This is a genomic window from uncultured Aquimonas sp. (genome assembly GCF_937888285.1).
In the GTDB taxonomy this organism is placed as follows: Bacteria; Pseudomonadota; Gammaproteobacteria; order Xanthomonadales; family Xanthomonadaceae; genus Aquimonas.
Window position 1 is genome coordinate 136,369 of the sequence record NZ_CALART010000008.1, and the last position, 20,048, is coordinate 156,416.

Consider the following 20,048-nt stretch of genomic DNA (forward strand, 5'->3'; position numbering starts at 1 on the left):
TCCTATGTGGACGCGAGGAGACGTCGCAGTTTCAGTCCGACTTCCCCACATACTGCATAAGATCACCCGGCTGACACCCGAAGTACGCGCAGAGCTTGTCGATGACGTCCGAGCCGACGTTGGTACCAGGCTGGTTGACCATCTTGGACAGCGTGGCTCGATGCACGCCGCTGCCTTGGGACACCTCGATCATGCTGATCGAGCGCCTCTCCTTGAACGACTTGTCGGCAATCAGCTCGGCGAGCCGGAAGCGGATCATCCTGAACGAACCCTAAATTACGTCGACGATGCGCGACATTTGACATTGACGAGCGACGGCTGGCGCGCATAATGCGCAACAGGTGTCGAGTATCCGCGACACCTGTCGTCTACCAACGAAAGGAGTCGCCGCGTGCAAACCTACCTGACCACAGAGCAGCTGGCTAGCCTGATCCACTACGACGTCCGCACGATCCGCGATCGGCTCAAGGACAGCGTGCTGCTTGAGGGCGTGCACTACATCCGCCCCTTCGGCGGCCGCAAGCTGCTTTTTATCCGCGAGACCATCGAGCGCGACATCGCCCACTTCTCGATGGGGCGCGGCCCGATCATCCCGATGGCCAACGGCGGCGTCGCCCATGGCTAAGGTCCGGGTACGGCCGGAGACTGGCACCCTGTACCTGGACTTCCAGTTCCAGGGGGTACGCTGCCGCGAGCAGACCGCGCTTTCGGATACGCCCAGCAACCGGCGTGTGGTCGAGGCGCTGGCCAAGCGTGTGGAGCGGGAGATCACCAAGGGCAGCTTCGACTACGCGCGCTTCTTTCCGAACAGCCCGCGCGCGAAGCGCCTGTCCGCGGGGGACGACTTCGACGACGCGGTCGGAGCCAAGCCAGCTGCCCCCACCTTCAGCGAGTTCTCGGAAGTGTGGGTGACGGAAAGCTCGCCGCGGTGGCGCAGTCGGTATGCGGCCTACGTGCGCACCACGCTGGACCGCATCCTGTTGCCGGCGCTTGGGGATCTGCCGCTGGACAAGATCGGTCGCGGCGAACTGCTGGGGTTCCAGGCCCAGATCTCGAAGCGCAGTGGGCGTGGCGGCCTGACGATCTCAGCCAAGCGCATCAACAAGCTGATGATGCTCGCCAAGTCGATCCTCAACGAGGGCTGCGATCGCCACGGCCTCACCTCCGCCGCTCGCACGCTCAAGCCGCTGAAGCAGAAGCGGACCGAGGTGATGCCCTTCACGCTGGAGGAGGTGCAGCTGCTGATGGCCCGGGTACGGGAAGACTATCGACCCTACCTGACGGTGCGGCTCCTCACCGGGCTGCGCACTGGCGAGGCCGATGGCCTGCAGTGGCAGGACGTGGACTTCGAGCAAGACTGCTTCCAGGTGGTGCGCACGCATTCCCGCGAGGGCGACGGCGAGCCTAAAACGCAGTCGTCGATCCGGACGGTGCCGATGGTGGCCCAGGTGCGCGAGGCCTTTCTCAAGCAGAAGGCCCATGCGGTGCCGGGCTGCGAATGGGTCTTCCACAGCCGGCAGGGCAACCCGATCGACGCGGTGAACTTCACCAACCGCATCTGGTACCCGCTGCTCCGCAACCTCGGCCTGAAGGTCAGACCGCCGTACCACATGCGCCACACCGCAGCGACCTTGATGCTGGCCGCCGGCGAAAACCCGGAGTGGGTCGCGAGCATCCTAGGCCACTCGACGACGGAGATGCTGTTCCGGGTGTACTCGCGCTTTGTGCCGAACCTCACGCGGAACGACGGGATGGCCTTCGCGGGACTGATGCACGCACGGCTCGACCCGAAGCCGCCCCTAAAAAGCGCCACGGCGGAGCCGACGGTTGTAGCGATCGCGAGCGCGGCGACGGCTGATCTCACATCCGCCCTGCGCGCCCTGCAGTCGCTCACGCCCGAGCAACTTGCCGCCGTAATGGCGCTGATCCCTCATCAGGACTGATGGATTCATGGAGGAACCCATGTTCGACACCACGCTTGATCCGCCGACCACCCATCGTTTCGACTGCAGCATCGAGCCTGAATCCCGCGAGCTCCATGCCTCGGGCCGCCGCTGGCGCATCCATGGCGCGAACGGCACCCTCACCGCGTGGACCTGGCTGCCCCTGAATGCCCCCAAGGGGCCTGAGGTGATCAAGGGGACCGCAGTCACCTTGCCCATCCAGCGCGACGAAGTGGAGCACCTGCTCGTGGCTTTCCAGCGGGATAACCTGATGCCCCTGAGCAAGGTCGTGGGGGAACAGATGTGCCCCCTGCGCGGCGTGGTGGAGCAGACCACCGCACTGGTGGACGGCCTGCAGATCATGGAGTTGCGCAGGTTCGTGAGTGACGCCCTGCTGCAACCTCTGGCGCGCGAATTCTTCTGGCGCGTGCCAGCCTCCCGGGGCCATCACCACAGCTATCCCGGGGGCCTGGCCAAGCACTCTCTGGAGGTTGCGACGATGCTGGCGAGCTCCCACGGACTGCCTCCTGATGATCGTGAGCTGGGCATCGCGTTTGCCTTGCTTCACGACTACGGAAAGATCCAGGGGGCCAACGGCTCGCAGCGCATGCATGTACACCACGAACAGGCCGGATTGAGACTGCTGGCGCCGCTGCTGGCTGAGCTGATTGCCTTCTCGCCAGACCTCGGACTGAAAATGCAGGAGCTCCTGGGCGGGCCGCGTGCGCCACGCGACACGCCCTACCCACTGGCAATCGGCAAGGTGGTCAGGGCACTCGACCAGCTCAGCTGCGAGGCGGAGCGCCGGACTATGGATGTCTTCTGATGCGTCTCATCCGGTGAGCACGACGCGGATCAGGCTTCGCCCTCCTCAACCAGCGCCAGAAGGACATAGACCATGAGCACGCCGAACGAGCGTAGTCGCGCACTTGTTTGGGCAGGCGGATTCCTGATCGAGATTGCCCGTGATCAACGTCTTCCTCTTGAAGTGAGGCAGCGCGCGGTCTCCATCGCTCGGCACTTTCCTACGGTCGAGCTCGTTGCAGGCACCAGCCGCCGTCTGTCGTCACCGCAGCAGACGGACAGCTCAGTCGATGCCCGCTTCGATCCGGCATGGCTGCAGGATCTCGAACATGGCCCCCTTACGGAGGCTACGCGCCTTGCATGGCCAACAGAGCCCGAGGACGAAGCTCCCATCCTTGATGATCCTGCCTGAGCCTCAAGCCAGCCCCGCCCAATTCTCCAGGAGTCTGCGCCACGATCCCTGATCAACCGGCTCGCACTGGGAGCGGGTCTGACGTCCGATACGCATGGGAGAGGAAGGCCGGACGATGCGTCCGCCCAGAGCTCAACTGCACACGTTGCGCGCGGCCTCCCAGCCGGCATCACATAGGCGCCGACTCCAAGGGCAACCGCGCCTGCCACGTGAGCTTGGTCAGAACCATCTCTGCACCCATCGGCGTGAGCAATCCCTGCACTTCCGCGTTGGCGCGGTAGAGCTCGATGGCAGTGTCGCGATTGAGATCGGGAGCGGGCATAGGTTTGCCCCCATTGACGGTGATGGCAACCCTTGCATCCGGCAGGTCCTCAATACCGATCACATGTCCGACCACACGCGCTGCGGGTCGCTCCTCCCTTGCAATGGCCAAGAACGCTTCGCCGGTTGGCCCCTTGATAGGCATCTGAACAGACGAGACCTCAAGCGGGGACGTTGAGCCTTCGACGAGTTGCGACGGAAGGGGTGCCGTTGCGTCGGTTGCCGCAAGCTCCTGCGGGGGCTTGATCACGACGGAAAGCTCGACTTTGCCTCCGTTCGCCTCGATATCGCGGAGACACTTCAGCACTTCGAACTCTGCGTTGGAGATATCGAGCTTGCGCAGCGACGCCACCGTGCCCCGCCTGGCGAGCTCTTCCAGCTTCTGGATGGACCTGTCCAGCAGCCTACGGGCATCAGAGACGATCTGATTCAGATCGACTTCGATTCCATCCGAGCAATGGGGCGTCATCTCGAAGGCATAGCAGTGCTGCAGACCCAGGATCTTGCCGCACACCCAGCGCCCGGCGAAGATCCGGGGAAACTTGGCTGCGAAGTCCTGCGTATTGCCTAGCAAGGCAGGAGATTCCTCGAGGGCCACGTTGCCCACCATCCGAATGCTCTCGGATCGAATGACGACTTCGATCCACCCGGCGCCTGGTTCTTCCGAGTGGGGCACAAGGGGGGCGGTCTTTTCTGCGGGAACTTGAGTACTGCGGAGGTTGCGCTTCTTGCTGCTCATTGGGTTGGCTCCTTGACGAACGCTCCTCGCACAAGCGCGGGAGGCGACACCTATTCAACAGCACGGATTTGCGCCCCACTTACGGATACCCCCCCGAAATCGGGGAGATATCTGGAAGAAAGCCCTCGGCGCCAGGACGAGAAGCGTCCAAGGCGCGCCCGACGGCATCGTGGCGCGAGCTATCGATCGACCCGCCCCCTGTAGCGGACATCCACGGCCTTTCAGCGAATCAAGGAAGCTCGCCCACGCACACATCGCACGACACCGCGTGCGAAACCCACGCGACCGCAAGCGCCCAGCGCACCGCATTGGCTAGACCGTAGGCTGTCTGACCATCGCGACCGCGCAGGGAGAGGTGGCAGGGAGGGCCTTCCTCTTCCACCTCGACACGCAGGTCCAGCTCTTGGGCCAGACGCGTCAATGCCTCAATAGCCTCCTCGTCGACCAGCAGGATCGCCGTACCGCTGCGACGGTAGAGCGCTCGACGGGCCCATTCCCTGGCGATACGCAGCAGACCATCGTCGCGTGCTTCGATCCGTTGCTCCAGACGCCGCCAAACTGAAGAAGCGCGGGGCGGACACAGCGTGTCCTGCCCGACCCGGAAGCGACGCCCGACCCGAAGCTCAAGTTCCTTCGCGGCTGACAGAATCTGGCGCCACTGCCCCGGGCTCATCCAGCGCGTTGGCGAGGCGAAGTCATCCACCTCACCAGCCGCGAACGACTCAAGGGCCCAACCAACACTGCGCCAGTCCAGCTCTCCGTCTAGGCTGGTGAGGCGGGGCGGAGGTGGAAGATCCACCGCGGGCCATGATGTGGGTTCGATTTGGCTGAGCGACATCAACCCGCGCCTCCCTTCCGCCCCCGCCCAACTGTCAGCACCCTCGAGCTTCCGCACCCATCGGGCATGCACGCCGGCGACTGAGCGACCGGCGACGGCGGCAGCCTCCCGGAGGCTGAGCTCAGTCCCCAGTTCACGTGGCTCAGCCAGGTAGACAAGCGGGTCGCCGAGGTATGAAGCGATCGACGTACTGATCGACGCGTGTCCACTGATGCGAAGTACGCGGGCTAGATCGAGCGTGCGAGGTGTGCCCAGCGCTCGTAGGTGCAGATGTCTGAGCTGCAGGCGGCGCTTGCGCAGGTGGTAGACCCGCGCCCTCCCGTCTTGGGTGGCCCAACGAATGAGATCACCGATACGCTGGGTCAGCGCATCCAGCTGAAACCGCGTCCCTAGGGGTTCACGCGGAATCTGGAGGAGAGGAACGCTTGCAGGCTCGGAAACGCCGACCATGCTCCGCAGGTCCAGGAGCCAGCGCTGGAACGTGTCGCGATGGCGGTGCCAGATCTCACCCTCGAGCGGCACGAACCCCTCCGAGGTTCGAGTCTTCACTCTCGCATATCGACCACGCGTCCTCAGGCGGACATAGTCCCCCGAGGGGTGCAGATACACGTCCGCCAAGGTCAGCCCCTCGGCGGAACCTGGCCGCACACCGGAGGCCTCTAGCACGAGCGCAAAGGCAAGCCTGGTGCGCCTGAGCGCATGCTCCATAAAGGACGGCTCGGGATCGTCGGACCCCACATCCTTTTCCAGCGCTGTAAAGACGCGCTCTGCTTCGGCTTCCGTGATCAGCGCAGGATCCCAAGGTGGCAGCGTTTCTCCCGCTGCCGCAAAGAGCATCCCCCAATCGGGTGGGCAGACATGGATGTGCTCCTGCAGGTACGCAAGAAAGCGCCGAACCTCCTTGAGGACGTCGACGCGGTCGCCCGCACCCGGATCGCGCAGATAGGGCAGCAAAGCCGCCATCCAGTCATTCGCCTCCAATCGATCAAGACGCTGCTCCTCACCCAACTGCTTGAGTGCACGACTGACGCGATTGACGATCTTGTAGACGGTGCTGATCGCAAGTCCTCGCCCCTCATTGCGCCGTTCCGGTTCGAGAAGCGCCTGCGCATAGGCAAGCAGCCATCGCCTCAGGGTCGGCGAGGAGTCCAGCGTGGATACGACACTCTGCAGCGCACGCAAGAGCGCCGGCCGTCGACCTCGGAGAGGTGGCGCGGGCAGACCACCGATGTCTCCCACGTATCTTGGGTTGAGCAGCTGAAGGGTTGCGTGGGTGTTGGGGTGCCACGACTTCCGGGGCGTTGCGTCGAGCGCCTCCTCCGACGGGTCTTCAGAGGACTCGGGCACCTCCTCTCGAACAGCGGCGCTCTGTTCAACCGTGATTCCGTCCGAAGCACTGGCCGCTCGCACCGCCGTGACCGTGGCGGCCATGACTTCCCGCCGCATGACCGCTCTTGCTGGGCCTTCCAGTTCAACCTCGCCCGCAAGCAGCAACCCGGTCTGGACTCTGTCGAGCAAGGCCTTGCGATCCATCGCCGATTCGCGGGGAAAGATTTCGCCCAACAGCCGGCCCAGCGACACCTGGCGCTGCTCGGGTGACTGCTTTAGAGCTTCGGCAAGATCCGGCCGTGCCCGAAGCCGGGCGACCAGCAGCGCCGGCAGGCCCGAGAGCACAACATGCCCCTCGCCCCATGGCACGCGCAGAATCTCGCCGAGGTTCAGTGATCTCTGGGCGCCCGCGGCCTGCGTCGCGATTGCATGCGCATCTTCCAACCGACGATATGGGGTGCAGGAGGCAATCGCCAGAACAGTTGTCGACAGTAGCCGACGTGTTCCCTCAAGCCCTTCGAGCGCTGCGCTCGTCGCAAGGGTCTTCGGCAAGCCCTCACGCAGGCGCTCAGCGGCCAGCAGTGCAACGCCCAGGATTAGCACGAAGGGGCTGGGCGAGAATTGAGGAACTGGGGCAGGCAGCTTTAGCAGCGTGGCGTGAATCAGACCCTGCTTGCGCGCCCGTGCAAGGATCTTGACGAGAACACGCCTTGCGAGCGCTCGCTCATCGCGGCTGCTTATCGCTTCAACAGCGGCCTCGACGAACCTGGCACCCAGTCGGACGGGACGTGCTGCAGGAGTATCGACTCTTGAGATCAGCGTGGCATCGCCATCCTGGATCGAGAGGTCCAAGCCCAGTTTGGCCGCCCTAACCGCTCGTTGTAGCTGCGCGAGAATGTTGGGAAGTCGGGCATCTTCGCGGTCCGAGAGCCTCGCCTCGAGCTTTGCCTGTGCGTCGCGGCAGTCCTTGAGGTGCTGCTGCACATGGGCGCTGAAATCGAGCAGCAGAGGCCCATCCCAGTGCCTGAAGTTTCGACCAGGTGCGCCGCCACCGTCCCAGCCTGCAGCCACGAGCCATTCGTCGATCAAGTCGGCCAGCTCCCTCGTCAGCGCTGTAGCTGGCCGGGGAGAGGCCGTCGAGGTCGCGTGCATCGGGTGCGCCAGCCAGCCGAACTGGAAGTGGCGAAGCTCAGGATGCACACCGCGGGTACCCAGCCACTGGCACAGCATGTGCCGGTGGACATTTCTGCAGCTTTGCCAAGAATCTGGAAGCTGCCTCAAGAGGTTGGACACCTCCAGGCTGTGCCAACCGCCGTCGTCAGTGGGGGCATCAAAGAGCGGTCTTTCCCCCGCCAGAACCTCCAGTGCGCCCCGCCTGAATCGACGGAGATCAGGTGAGGACGCGACCCGCTGAATCTCTCGAACGTAGATTTCGAGAGCTCCTTGGAAGCGCCAACCTGTACTGGCGATTCGGGTGTGATGAGCGGGGTCGGACTGCTTGTCCGAGAGCACGACCAGCGCATGACTCGGCGCGAATTGCGACAGTCTCAGTTTTGCCAGGGCGGCGACCGGCCGATGACCCGTCGCCAGCATCAAATGCATCGCAAGGGCGTCCCGACGCGCCCTCATTTGAGTGACGAATGTGCGCGTGCCTGGCCGGCCACGGCCACGATCTCCCTTCGCACCAACCAGCCTCCAAGCGCACTCCAAAGGGCGCCCCGTAGGACGCACACGGGAGCCCGCGAAAAGATCCTGAGCCAGCCCCCTCCAGCGTAGGCCGGGCCGCGCACCAGTCACGCTCTCGGTGTGGAGACACAGCCGCTCCGCAAAGCTGCGTACATCGAACGCCATGTAGTAGGTGGGAGCATGGCCCACGCCGAACGAGTCGCCCAGCGCGATCTGCGCAACATCCGTCCCTTGGTCGCTGGCGATATGCGCCGCGAGCCGCCGCCTCAATGTTGCAGCGGTGATGTTTAGAGGGTTGCCAACTTTGCTGAGTGCCGCACTGACTGGCCGAGGCTGGTCCTGTGTTCGAAGCCAACCCTCTGGGCGCGGTCGGTTGTTGCGATCCGTGCGTACTTGCCTCGATCGATGCCATCGCAGGCCGACCCCTATCTCCAAGACAGCGCGGCTCAACGGAAAGGCAACAAAGCCACATGCCGTCTGCCAGCGTGAGTCACCAGCCGTCGGCTCGAAAGCCTCTGACGGCCGCAGGTCTGGCCGGATCAAGGCCCGCAGGTGAGCATCGATGCGCGGCGTCGCACACCCTCCCAGGTCCGCACGTGCCCAGATCAGGCTGCGCGCCTCGGCGTCCGACAACCCCGCTTCAATGGCGAGCAGTACCAGCAGATGGGACTCGACGAGCTCCGTGTCACCTGCAGCCAACGCGTGCCTCGCAGCCTCCACAAGCCTTCGCCATTCCCCCTGCACGAGGTGGGCGGGGCAGATATTGTCCGTAGGCCGCAGTAGAGAGGAACTGCTGCGCCGGTACAGTTCCCTACCCCACGCTGCTAGCTGGAGCTCAGTCTGCTTGTCAGGCGAGTGCAGGTAGACCTCGGCATCCACCTCGAAGATGGCCCGATCCTCTGATTCGTCCTCGTCCTCCTCCGGTGCCAGATGCAGCAGACCCGCAGACAGCGCGCAAGTCTCTTCCGCGTCCTCCTCATCCCCTTCTTCTGCGGTGTCGTCTCGAGCAGCAAGGATGAGTTCACACCTCCTGCCGAGCGCCTCCACCCAGAGATCATCAAAACTCTTGACCCCCATCATTCGGGGATGCGCGTCAGCGTCAGCGCCTGCATGCTCGACCGCTGCGAGTCGAAATTGCATGCGAACGATCAGTTCTTCAAGCCCGGCACACTCGCCGATGGCCGCGGCAAGTGGACCACCTTTGGACGCGCGAAAGGAGCCGCGCAGGTTGCTCGCAAGCCGGGCGATGTGCTCCGCAATATCGCCACGCAAGATGAGCTCAAGAAGCAGCCACAAGAGCGTCTGCACCCCCTTGGATCGCCGCCCGGGGCCGCTGGCCGCGCCGATCAGGGTTTCCGCAAGCTTGTAGCGGTCAAATGTGTGCTCGAGCGTGAGTTTGTCCCCGGAGGAGTTTTGTCTAACGAGTGCTGCGAGATGCTCAGCCCTGTATCGACTGACGGCGGTGAAACAGTGTGCGTCGGCAGGAGGATGGGCGAGGATGGTTCGGAGGGCAGCTGCGAGATTCGGCGTCCAAGAGAGGGTCGGCACCAGCAAGCCGGCCAGCTTTCGAGGCAGCCGCACCTCGTGCTGGCTGCGGCGCCCGCGGTCTGCAGGATCAGCTGTGGCAGTCATACCGCACTCTGCACCTGCGGCAAGCCTCTCCACGGCTTGTGCGATCGCCCGCCCCTGCCCCCTTGTTCTTCGTCGCTCCACTTCTGCGACCTGTCGATGGGATCTCGTAGGCCGCGGGGTTCTTGAACCCCGCTCTGCCATGGGCTCCCGGAAAACACGCCCCGCCGTCCGCGAAGCCTTCGCCGCTCTGGACTTCGACGTGGACGGACAGACGCATCAGGGTTGCCGCTGGTGGGGCGTGTCTTCGATCGCCCCAGCAGCACGACAGGGGCGTACAGGGTCCCGTTCTCCGGCAAAGCATCGGAGCGGTTTCGCTTGCAGGACTCTGCGTGGATCCACCGCGTGGAGTCGGTTGGGTATTCGTGATGCATGGCTTTCCGGGCAGTCAGGCGCAGCGGGGCAGTCGCCCGGCACTTACACACCCATGGGCAACGGTCTCCACTCTAGGAGGTCGACAGTCGCTCCACTTTCCGAATACCCCCCAATTTCGGGCAGATTTCTGGAGGTCGAGACATGCTCGGATCTGATTCACCCCACCCTGACCTTGCTCTCTGGTTGGGGCTGCGGGCCGCTGACTCCAGCACGGGCAGCGGCTTGGGTCAGTGTCGACTCGGGCGGTGAAGTCGCTGCACCGACGCGACGATGGCCCGCGGTCGCGTCTCCACGCCATCAGGCCTTACCGAGCGCACGCGCTCGGCAAGTTCGACTACGGACGCACCGTCTCCTGCCACGGTCGCCAGAAGGCATGCCTTCGTGTGACCCGCCTCCACCCGGCCCTACAGCCAGCTACTGGGAAAGTCCGGTGGCGGGCGCGCCACACATAACGGCTGAACATCGCCGCGAATCCAACCGGGCTGATGCGTGGTCTAGGTTGGACGCGTCTAGTCCAGCCGGGCGTCGAAGCAAGGGCGAGTGGGCCGGGCAGGCCAGAAGCGCGTCTCAGTGGGAATCCGCCTTTACTCTCTCCCGTGCCGCAGGCTGTGACGCGGAAATCCCAGCAACTGATCGTCCTAAAGCGGTTTAGCTCGGCGTTCGTCCTCCTGATACTGAACGAGCACGCCGAATTTAACCGCTTGTTCTGTTGGCCTTTTTGTACCTCGGAACATATATCTAGATCCGGTGAAGCCAGACTGCATGATCTTCAACCTGTGGCTTCCGAAGCCAGGTCTCACCAATGTGGATGCGATGGCGTTGGATCTGCCTCAGGGTGGCGAGTGCTCGTTGCGGTGAGAAGGCCGAACCCGTGGCCTTCAAGCGCAGGCGCAGCAGGCGGTGGAGCAGCAACGACAGGAAGCAGATCAGGGCATGTGCCCGAATGCGCTCGGGCAGGCGGTGGTGCACCGGCGCGATATCGATGTCGCTCTTGAGCACGCGAAAGCCGCGCTCGATGTCGGCCAGTGCCTTGTAGCGCTCGACGATGCGAGCCGCGCTCATGACCTCGGCGTCGATGCTGGTCAACAGCACCAAGGTGCCGTCGAGCACCTCGGCATCCGCCAAGGCCTTCTCGTCCCGCTCGAAGGCGAAGCGCTCGGCGCCGAGGTCGGTCTTGATGAAGCGTGTGAGTTGCTCTTCGAGCAGGCGTCGCAGAAAGCGGTTGTAGGCGCCGCGATCGCTGGCGCGGCGACCGCGGCTTGCGGCGCCCGTGTCCTGGCCATCGAGTTTGGCGGCGAGTTGTTCGCCAAACGCCTCAACCGCCTCAATGCGCGCGCGGCGGCGTGCGGTCTGCTCAGCGGCACGCACAGGATCGTGAGCGGCGACCAGGCGATAGTCGGCGAAGCGTCCTTCCGCCAAGCCGTCCTTGAACGTCAAGGACCGAACAATCTCGGGCATGTCGCCGTAGCGACGCGCGGGCACCGCGAGGATGAAGTCCAAGCGCTGCTCGGCTTCGCCACACAGGCGTCGAATCTCCTCGACGTTGTCCAGACTCAACAAGCCGCGATCGGCGACCACCACCAAGCGCCCCACCGGGAAGCGCTTGAGTGCGTGTTCCAACATCGGTCGCAGCGTGTCGACCTCAGCAACGTTGCCGGGCGCCACCGTGTGCAGCAGCGGTAGACCCTCGGCCGACTGCACCACACCCAACACGAACTGGCGGGCGGGGCCGTGGGTTTCCTTGGAGCGCCCAAACGCCCGCAGGTCCTGAACGCCGCCGTTGGATTCGCCGTGAATGCGGATGGTGGTGAGGTCGTAGAACAACAGGGTGACCTCGTTGTCGAGCAAGGGCCGCACGAGCGTCAGCACCGCGGATTCCACAGCATCGATGCGGTCGATCAGGCAGTCCAACGCGCGCAGCAGCTGCTGGTGAGTCACCTCTGCCGGCACACCCGGCATCTCGACCGTCTCAAGCCAACGCAGCACGCCGAGCTTGGAATCGGGGCAGCTCAAACGGTTGAACACCATCGTCCGAATCAGCGCCTCGGCGTCGAAGCTGCGGCGCGACGAGCGCAAAGCGCGACTCAGAGCGGCGCCGAGACCCAGCTCGTTCCAGAGCATCTGCAGCGCGTGCAGATCCCCGAACGCACGCGCCGAGCGGTACTCGATCGCCTCGGCCTGTCGCGTGCGTCCCAAGGCGCGCTCCAAGCCGCTGATCAGCGGTGCGAGCTTGGCCTCGGTGAGCTCATCCAGCCGGCCCAGGGAAGCCACCACGCGCTGCCGGACCTTGCCGTCGACACGGTAGCCCTCCACGAGTTGGAGGTAGCTGCGACCGCCGGAACGGGTGATGCGCGTGTACATGGAACAACTCTAACCGCCACATGACACTCACTTCAAGGGCTATAGAGCTACGGCGTGACACAACACGATACTGTCGGAATCGGTGAGTAACTCGTTGATTTCTGGAAGCGGCACCACTACGACCGGCCGGATTTCCTGCTCCAACTGTCGAACTTGGGGACGCTGGGCGCAGCCGGAATCGAGGTGGCGCAAAGCGTCATCGCCGAGACCCAGACCGCGATCCTGCCGCTGGTGCCTTATCTCGACACGTTGCGCTGGGTGTTCATCGCCGTCGCGCTCGGGGGCATCACGGTCACGATCTACGCCCGGCTCGACGATTGGCGGAGTGGGCAGCGGTGATGGCCCCGCTCCTGACCGGCTTCGCCGCCAGCCCATGGATGCGGGCGGCCCTGTCGGCCGCCTGGTCTGCCTGTTCCTGCCGTTAAATCTGTCGTTCCGTGCGGCCTGCGGGCATGGAACAGCGCAACGAAATGACGATCGGCCACTCTAGAACATTAGCCCCCTGCCGGCGGCTGCACCCTCCATTTCCGTTGCATCTAGACCGTGGCGGGACGGCGCGCTTCGGTCAGGCAAGCGCGGCGAACAGGCCCAACGCGATCAGGATCAGGGTGACCGAGCTCGCCGCGTGGTCGTTGATCAGCCGCTCCAGCCGTTCCAGCCCATCCCAGATCTCCGGCCAGGTGCGCGCGGTCTCGACCGGCTTGTCCGATCCGCCCACCGATGCGGCGGCCTGGGCTGCGGCGACCGCACGGGCGTTGAACCTCGCAACCGAGCCGAGCAGGTCGCCTTCGGGCAGCGACGGGGCGCGCAGTCCAATTCCCAACGCGGCGATAACGAGAACCGCCGCGAGCCCAAGGGGCCAGGCGCTAACGCCGAGTGCCAAGAAGTCGATCGTCCCATAGGGTGCTTTGCCCGTTACCGCAGCATAAAGTGACCACGGCAGTGCGAGCGCAGTGGCGGCCAGCGCCACCATCGGCACAACCATCAGACCGGGCAGGCGATCTTCCTTTTCAGCCTTAGGCAGAGTAAATAGAAAACGCGCCAGCAGAAGCCCGGAGGTGAGCGCGGAAAGGCCGATTAACGTCGCACCAAAGTCCCCTGCGGAGCCCTTGATTGCCGATTTCGTAAGCGCCCCAGCGGTCAGCGGCAACCCCGCCACAGACAAGGCGACCATCGCCAGTGCCGCAATCACCAAGCCTCGCACCACACCCCGGGCCTTGCCGGCAACGCCGACACCCAGGAACAGTGCGCCCTTGGCCAGCCCGTGATGCAGCGCATAAAGCGCCACCGCCGGCAGAACCGAAGCCGCTGACAGGCCCGCCGCCAGCGCCGCGCCCATCACGCCCATCAGAAGCCCCATCTGACTGACGGTGGAATAGGCCAGCACGGTCTTTGGATTGCCCTGCATCGCCCCGTAAAGCGCCGCCGCGAAGAGCCCGCTGAACCCCGCCAGGGCCAGCAACGTTCCGCTGATCGGCCAAGCACTGCCCCAGGGCAGAAACGTGACCAGCCCGAAGATACCCGCCTTCACAATGGCGCCAGAAAGTACCGCCGAGGCCGGGACCGGCGCTGCCGGATGTGCCACCGGCAGCCAGACATGCAGCGGGACCAGACCCGCCTTGATGCCGAAACCCGCGATCATTAGCCACAGGACCAGCGGGTCGGCTCGTGGGGCGGCGAGGCTGTCGCGGATCTCGTCGATTAGGATCGTGCCGCCTGCCGCATGGGCGCCGATCATAAAACCGGCCAGCAGCGCGGTTTCGCCAATCACGGCAAGGATGATGTAGACGGCGCCGGCCCGCATCGACGCGGGTTTGCGATCGTGGATCACGAGCGGATAGGCGGCCAGAGACACCAGCGCGAAGAACACGTAGAAGCTCGCCAAATCCGCGGCCAGAAATACACCCAGGTTTCCCGCAAGAACAAGCATCCAGAACAGGGCGAAGGTCCGCGCACGCGGATCGCCGCGCATGTAGCGCAGGGCATAGACTCCGGCCCAGAACCACAGCACCGCGGCGCCGCTCAGAAAAAGCACTCCCGGTTCGGTCAGACGGAGCCCGCCGTCGAGAAGGACCCATGTCACGCTCAAAGTTTGGTCTCGCGGCGCCAGGAACACGGCGGCGAGTGCCGGCAGCGGCGCAAGCGGCAGCGCCAACAGCATCCTCGGCCCCAGCTTCGGTAACAGGCACAGAAGGGCGAGAAGGATCGGCCAGAGGATCACGACCGGCAGAAGAAGGCTGGGTGCGACTGTCATTTCAGGTAGCCACTCTCTGCGATCAGCTTGGCCCAGCTCAGAGGGCTGAACGGGGAGGTCGCAAACGCTCCGGCAGCGAGTGTGGCTAGGGCGGTTATCGCGGCGGGGAGAATCAACATCCGGTTCCAGGCGCCGTCCAGTTCCCGCACCGATGCCAGCTTCGCCGATGGCGGAAGCAGCCAAGCGCGGTAGAGCAGCGGCAGGAAGTAGAGCGCGTTCAGTAGAGATGATCCCGCCAGAACGGCGATGACCCAAGGCGCGTCGGATTGCAGCCCGCCCAACCCGAGGTGCCATTTCGAGATGAAGCCTGCCGTCGGCGGAACACCGATCATGCCGAGCGCGCCGATGCTGAATGCAGCCATTGTCACCGGCATCGCCCGCCCGGCACCGTCGAGATCCGCCACCGACTTGATCCCCATCCGGTTGTCCAGCGCGCCCGCGCACATGAAGAGAGTGATCTTCATGATCCCCTGATGCACCAGATGCACCAACGCGCCGATGATCGCGAAGGGACCGATCAGGCTGGCCCCGAGAATGATGTAGCTGACCTGGCTGACCGTCGAATAGGCCAGCCGCTTCTTGATGTCGGTCTGCATCACGGCGCGGAACGAACCGTAGAGGATCGTCGCTCCAGCCAACACGGCAAGCGGTGTGCCTAGGCCAAGCTCCGACACCGTGTCGATACCGTAGACGTCGTAGATCATCCTCACGATCCCGAACGCACCGGCCTTGACCACGGCCACAGCGTGCAGCAGTGCGCTGACCGGCGCAGGAGCGGCCATCGCCTCGGGCAACCACCCGTGGAACGGGATGAGCGCCGCCTTCACGCCGAGCCCGCCGATGCAAAGGATGAATATAAGCGTAAGTTCAAGCCGCGGGATGCCGGACAGATCAGGCGGTGCCGTAAACTCGATCGTGCCGACGAGCGACTTCAGCCAGACGATGCCCGCCAGAAAGGCGGCGCTGCCTGCCAGCGTATAGATCAGGTAGATGCGCCCCGCGCGCAGGGACTTCTCGTCACCCTTGTGGACGACCAGCGGCCATGTCGCCAGCGTCAGGAGCTCGTAGAACAGGAAGAACGTGATCGTTGTGCCCGACATGGCCACGCCGGTCGCCGCGAGGACGCAGAGGTTGAAGAACCCGAAAAAGCGCGCCAGGTGAGGGCCGCGTCCGAAATAGGCGATCGAGTAGACCGTAGCGATCAACCACAGGAAGGCCGAGAGGGTGATGAACAGCAGTGCGATGGAATCGAGTCGGAGGATAAAGTCGTGGCCCGGCAGGAACTCGTAGCGCCATTCCGTGATCACGCCTTCGCGCGCTGCCAGCAGGAGGAAGCCCACGACCGCCAGCTTGATCAGGGCGAAGCTGATGTTGATCGCGTCGCGCCATACCGCCATGCGGTCGGGCAGGGCGAAGCTGATGAGTGCCGGAACGAGTGGCAGGAAGACCAACAACAGGGGCAGGAGATGGATCATCGGACATCCACCGCCACAGCCGCCGGCGGCCCGGCCAAAGGTGCCGCGGCGGTAACCTCGACCATCGCCTGTCCGGCGAACCCCAGAGACACGGCGAGAAGCGCCAACGCCAGCGGCGCGGCGGTGCGCAGCGGGGCCCTCGACACGACCACCGGCGTATCGCTGCCGGCGAAGGTCCAGGCCAGCGGGCTGAACAGGTAGACTGCGCCCAGCAACCCGCCGATGAGCAGCACTGCGGCCGCGAAAACGGCGCCCTGCTCCACCGCCGCCTCAAGCAGGAGGAATTTCGCGATGAAGCCGACCGAGGGCGGCAGGCCCATCAGCGACACCGCGGCCAGCCCGAAGGCTGCGACGGTCAACGGCATCGCCCGCGCAAGGCCACGCAAGTCCTCGAGGCGCTTGCCGTTCACGGCCTCGAGCATGAGCCCGGCGGCCAGGAACATCGCCGCCTTGGCCAGCAAGTGGGCGACGGCGTGGATCGTCATTCCGGCCCAGGCCCCCCCGGTCCCCGCCGCCGTGGCAACCAGGGGGAACGCCAGCAGGAGATAGCCGATCTGCGCCACGGTCGAATAAGCCACGAGGGCCTTCAGGACGTTCTGCCGGATCGCCTGGACGGAACCGTAGAGGACTGCCAGCGCACCGAGCCAGCCGAGCACCTCCAGCCCCGCAGGAGCTACGATGGTCGGGAAAGCCTCGAACCAAAGGCGCAGCAGGATCACGAATCCCACTTTCACGACGATCGCAGACAGCAGGGCGCTGGCGGGAGCGGGTGCTGCGGCATGGGCCGGCGGCAGCCAGCCGTGCAGCGGAAAGACCGCCGCCTTGATCAGCAGCCCTGCCGTCATCACTGCGAGCGCCGTCTTTGTCGCGAGGTCAGGCCGCGCCGTCGCGGCCAGAAGCGTCAGATCCACCGTCGCATAGTTCGAGAACAGGAGGGCCACGCCCAGCAGGTAGGCCAGTGATCCGACCAGAGCGATCACGAAGTAGCGCAAGGCGGCGCGCAGCGAGCCCATCGCCGCCATCGCCACCGCCGCCAGGCTGACCATCTCCAGCGCTATGTAGAGATTAAAGAGATCGGTGCTCAGGAATCCGGCATTCGCTCCACCCCATAACAGGTAGAAGAGCGGCCAGAAGGCGAAGCCGTGGGCAGTCTCCGATCTGTCCGGGCCGGGTGCGAATTCGTGAAGCGCATACAGTCCGATGAGCGAGGCGCAGGCGGCAGTGGCGCCCACCATCATCTGCGCTAGCCCATCGGCGCGCAACTGAACGCCCAGGGGCAGGTTCCAGTCGCCGACCACATGTGCCGAGCCCGCTGGCAGGAGCAGCAGCCAGACCGCCAGACCTGCCATGACCGGGATTGCCGCCAGCAGCGACCAGCGCGCCCATGCACCAAGCAGCAGCGCCGCGATCATGAAGCCGAGCGGCGCCGCAACAAGCAGGTCGAGCGGGCTCATGTGAGGTCTTCGGTTGTCTTGACCGCCGCTGCGTCGTTCGGCGCGCGCTCATCCTCGACCACGCGCAGAATCAGCGCCGCGCCGAAGGCTGTGAGCGCCACGGCGACGACTATCCCGGTGATCACCAGCGCCTGCGGGAAAGGATCGGTCGAGGCAGCCCCGCGCCCAAGGCCTCCCAGGATCAGGAAGATCCCTGCGCCGACCACGTTGACGGCCAGGATCTGACGCAGCGGATGGCGCAGGATCAGGAAGCCATAGAGCCCGAGCCCCACCAGAGCCACGCCAGTCAAGGGGTAAATATGCAGGAGCATTGTCATGCAGCGGTCAACCTTTGCGACCGGGCGCCACCGGCGGTCCGGCCAGCTGCAGCGCGAGGGTGGCGCCGATCGACAGCGCAAGGCCGTATTCGATGGCGACGATGAAGGCCTTCTCGAAGCCTGGCGGGTAGAACAAGAACCGGCCGAGGGCGATGCCCGCGGCGCCAATGATGAGAAAGACCGCCGGTCCAAGCACGAGAGCCACGCGGAGGTAGAAGTCGTCCGCCCGCGGCCATGAGATCACGCCGCCGATCGCGGCGATGATCAGACCGCCCGCCAGCACGGTTCCGGCCTGGAACGCCCCGCCTGGCAGGTCTGACCCCGCCCAGACAAGGTAGACCGCCAGGATCAGCGCCAGGGGCAGGAGCAGCCGACCGAAGGCTGCCGCCACGTCGTGTCCTTCGTACTCCGCGAGTGCCAGCGCCGCGGGGGCGTGCGGCCACGCGACGCGCGGCGCGAGCGACCAGACCGCGATGAGGGCGCCCAGCAGGACAAAGGCCTCCAGTAACGTATCGTAGGCGCGAAAGGCCAGAAGCACGCCAGTCACCGGGTTTTCGATACCAAGCCCGGGCATCAGTGCGGCGATCGACCCACCCAGATCGTCGGCGGGCGGGACACTCATAACTGCGGAACCGACCATCGCCGTAAAGCCAGCGCAGGCCAAGAGCGCACCGGCTCGGAGCCAGCCGGGCAACTCGGCGCTGACAAGATCGTCACCAAGCGCGTTCAGCCGTTGCCGCGTCAGGATCAGCAGAACTCCGGTGACGCCCGCTCCGATGGCGATTTCCGCCATCGCGACATTGACAGCGTCCATCGCCAGCCATGCCAGACCGAGCAGGTTCCCGAGCACGATGAAGAAGACGACCGCCGCCAGCGCGTTCTGCAACAGCAGCGCCGCGGCGGCAGTGCCGATGATCATCAGACAAAGGATCAGGTCGAAGGCCAGCGTCATTCGTCCGAGCCCCGCTCGGCCGAGGACTTCGCGCGGCGCGCCATCAGCTGCGCGGTTGCTCCGGCGGCCATGAGCGCGAATAGCCAGACGGCGACGATCTGGAGCGCGGCGGCCACTGAGCCCCAGTGCAACGCGGCGGCGAGCGCCACGAATCCCAGCCCGACGTTGTCGGCTTTGGTGAGCGCGTGTAGCCTCGATTCGGCATCCTGGAACCGGAGCAGCCCCAAAGATCCAGCCGCATAGAAGAACACGCCCACATAAAGAAGCGCGGGCACGAGGTAGTCCATGAGGATCATGGCCGTGTGTCTCCCGGCTTGCGCCCCTTGCTCCCGCCCTCCCGCACGAAGGCGAGAATTGCGACCGACGCCAGCACCGTGGCCACCAACGCTGCGTCCAGCATCGAGGCGTCGTCCCTGGCCGCGCCCAGCGTCAGAGCCACGCCGACCCCGCTGGTCGCGATGAGTTGCGCAGCCATGACATGGTCGATCGCGCGTGGTCCGTGCCAGGCGCGGAAGAGCGCCAGCGCCAGCGTGAGCAGCAGGGCGATGGCAGCGATCATGAAATGGTCAACTGTATCCATGGTTCTCTCCTGCGTGGTTCTGCGCGACGACCGGGACACCGAAGAGGCGCAGCACGCGGCGCTCCTCTGTCTCCAGGCTGCGCGTGTCGAAAGCGTCGATGTCGAGCGCGTGAACCTCCAGCGCGCCCCCGATGACCCCTGCGGTCAGCGAGCCGGGCAGGACGCTCACGACCCCGCCGAGCACGGCGTTCACCTCGGGGATCGTCGACGAGAGCGGAACCCGGAACCAGCCGGGCCGGACCGGCAGACGTGGGTCGAAAACTCTACGCGCAACATCCAGACCACCCCAAAAGCCGCGGAGCAGGAGGTAGGGCACGTACAGGACTGTCCACCCAAGCCGGATTTCCGGTCGCGTCGCCGGGTACAGCCCGAGGCTTATCCATGTTGCCAGCAGAACCGCCGGCGCCCCGTGGGACAACGCATCTATCGCGCCGCCCGTCAGCGCCAGCCAGAACGTGGCGAAGGTGACGAGGCGCGCAACTGTCGAACGCACTTGCATGATCCAAGTCCAATCTTCACACATCGACACCCCGGTGGCCCAGTCGCGCCGTGCGATGGACATGATCATTCAGGGCTAAC

17 protein-coding genes are annotated in these 20,048 nt (G+C 64.9%); 5 read left to right on the top strand and 12 right to left on the bottom strand.

Annotated elements, in window-relative coordinates; translation table 11 throughout:
- Positions 1 to 31 precede the first annotated feature (31 nt).
- A complete protein-coding gene (locus Q0654_RS01980) occupies positions 32 to 259 on the bottom strand; it encodes a helix-turn-helix transcriptional regulator (protein WP_298849946.1) in 228 nt (75 codons plus the stop codon).
- Positions 260 to 391: 132 nt separating this feature from the next.
- On the opposite strand from Q0654_RS01980, the gene Q0654_RS01985 reads away from it, so the two are divergent.
- The 4 genes from Q0654_RS01985 to Q0654_RS02000 all read left to right on the top strand — a co-directional run bounded on the left by Q0654_RS01985 (position 392) and on the right by Q0654_RS02000 (position 3,159).
- Positions 392 to 625, top strand: a complete 234-nt coding sequence (locus Q0654_RS01985) for a hypothetical protein (RefSeq protein WP_298849948.1) — start codon at positions 392 to 394, stop codon at positions 623 to 625.
- A complete protein-coding gene (locus Q0654_RS01990; protein ID WP_298849952.1) occupies positions 618 to 1,943 on the top strand; it encodes a DUF3596 domain-containing protein in 1,326 nt (441 codons plus the stop codon). Before Q0654_RS01985 ends, Q0654_RS01990 begins: the two co-directional genes overlap by 8 nt.
- A 19-nt stretch (positions 1,944 to 1,962) precedes the next feature.
- A complete protein-coding gene (locus tag Q0654_RS01995) occupies positions 1,963 to 2,769 on the top strand; it encodes a TraI domain-containing protein (protein WP_298849954.1) in 807 nt (268 codons plus the stop codon).
- Positions 2,770 to 2,841: 72 nt separating this feature from the next.
- A complete protein-coding gene (locus tag Q0654_RS02000) occupies positions 2,842 to 3,159 on the top strand; it encodes a BPSL0761 family protein (protein WP_298849956.1) in 318 nt (105 codons plus the stop codon).
- Positions 3,160 to 3,328: 169 nt separating this feature from the next.
- Here the strand turns inward: Q0654_RS02000 and Q0654_RS02005 are convergent, their stop codons facing one another.
- The 3 genes from Q0654_RS02005 to Q0654_RS02015 all read right to left on the bottom strand — a co-directional run bounded on the left by Q0654_RS02005 (position 3,329) and on the right by Q0654_RS02015 (position 12,437).
- Complete coding sequence (locus tag Q0654_RS02005) at positions 3,329 to 4,219, bottom strand: hypothetical protein (RefSeq protein ID WP_298849958.1); 891 nt, start codon at positions 4,217 to 4,219, stop codon at positions 3,329 to 3,331.
- A gap of 229 nt (positions 4,220 to 4,448) precedes the next feature.
- Positions 4,449 to 9,704, bottom strand: a complete 5,256-nt coding sequence (locus Q0654_RS02010) for a hypothetical protein (RefSeq protein ID WP_298849960.1) — start codon at positions 9,702 to 9,704, stop codon at positions 4,449 to 4,451.
- Between the two features lie 1,110 nt (positions 9,705 to 10,814).
- A complete protein-coding gene (locus Q0654_RS02015) occupies positions 10,815 to 12,437 on the bottom strand; it encodes an IS1634 family transposase (protein WP_298849962.1) in 1,623 nt (540 codons plus the stop codon).
- A 183-nt stretch (positions 12,438 to 12,620) separates the two neighbouring features.
- Here Q0654_RS02015 and Q0654_RS02020 point away from each other — a divergent pair, with 183 nt between their 5' ends.
- Entirely contained in the window at positions 12,621 to 12,776 is a 156-nt protein-coding gene (locus tag Q0654_RS02020) for a hypothetical protein (RefSeq protein ID WP_298849964.1), read from the top strand.
- A gap of 226 nt (positions 12,777 to 13,002) precedes the next feature.
- On the opposite strand, the gene Q0654_RS02025 is transcribed toward Q0654_RS02020, so the two are convergent.
- The 8 genes from Q0654_RS02025 to Q0654_RS02060 are packed head-to-tail and all read right to left on the bottom strand — an operon-like array spanning position 13,003 to position 20,037.
- Positions 13,003 to 14,691, bottom strand: coding sequence for a complex I subunit 5 family protein (locus Q0654_RS02025; protein ID WP_298849967.1), 1,689 nt, complete (start codon positions 14,689 to 14,691; stop codon positions 13,003 to 13,005).
- The gene (locus Q0654_RS02030) at positions 14,688 to 16,166 is read right to left on the bottom strand and encodes a proton-conducting transporter membrane subunit (protein ID WP_298849969.1); all 1,479 of its coding nucleotides are present in this window, start codon (positions 16,164 to 16,166) and stop codon (positions 14,688 to 14,690) included. Before Q0654_RS02030 ends, Q0654_RS02025 begins: the two co-directional genes overlap by 4 nt.
- A complete protein-coding gene (locus tag Q0654_RS02035; RefSeq protein ID WP_298849971.1) occupies positions 16,163 to 17,620 on the bottom strand; it encodes a proton-conducting transporter membrane subunit in 1,458 nt (485 codons plus the stop codon). The genes Q0654_RS02030 and Q0654_RS02035 overlap by 4 nt, the downstream gene beginning before the upstream one ends.
- Entirely contained in the window at positions 17,617 to 17,937 is a 321-nt protein-coding gene (locus Q0654_RS02040; RefSeq protein WP_264227064.1) for an NADH-quinone oxidoreductase subunit K, read from the bottom strand. Before Q0654_RS02040 ends, Q0654_RS02035 begins: the two co-directional genes overlap by 4 nt.
- A gap of 7 nt (positions 17,938 to 17,944) precedes the next feature.
- Positions 17,945 to 18,889 (bottom strand): MnhB domain-containing protein, encoded by a 945-nt coding sequence (locus Q0654_RS02045; RefSeq protein WP_264227065.1) that lies wholly within the window; start codon positions 18,887 to 18,889, stop codon positions 17,945 to 17,947.
- Positions 18,886 to 19,185: a monovalent cation/H(+) antiporter subunit G gene (locus Q0654_RS02050; RefSeq protein ID WP_298849981.1), complete on the bottom strand. Its 300-nt coding sequence runs from the start codon at positions 19,183 to 19,185 to the stop codon at positions 18,886 to 18,888. Before Q0654_RS02050 ends, Q0654_RS02045 begins: the two co-directional genes overlap by 4 nt.
- The gene (locus tag Q0654_RS02055) at positions 19,182 to 19,469 is read right to left on the bottom strand and encodes an MrpF/PhaF family protein (RefSeq protein WP_298849983.1); all 288 of its coding nucleotides are present in this window, start codon (positions 19,467 to 19,469) and stop codon (positions 19,182 to 19,184) included. Before Q0654_RS02055 ends, Q0654_RS02050 begins: the two co-directional genes overlap by 4 nt.
- Positions 19,456 to 20,037, bottom strand: a complete 582-nt coding sequence (locus Q0654_RS02060) for a Na+/H+ antiporter subunit E (RefSeq protein WP_298849985.1) — start codon at positions 20,035 to 20,037, stop codon at positions 19,456 to 19,458. The genes Q0654_RS02055 and Q0654_RS02060 overlap by 14 nt, the downstream gene beginning before the upstream one ends.
- Positions 20,038 to 20,048 lie beyond the last annotated feature (11 nt).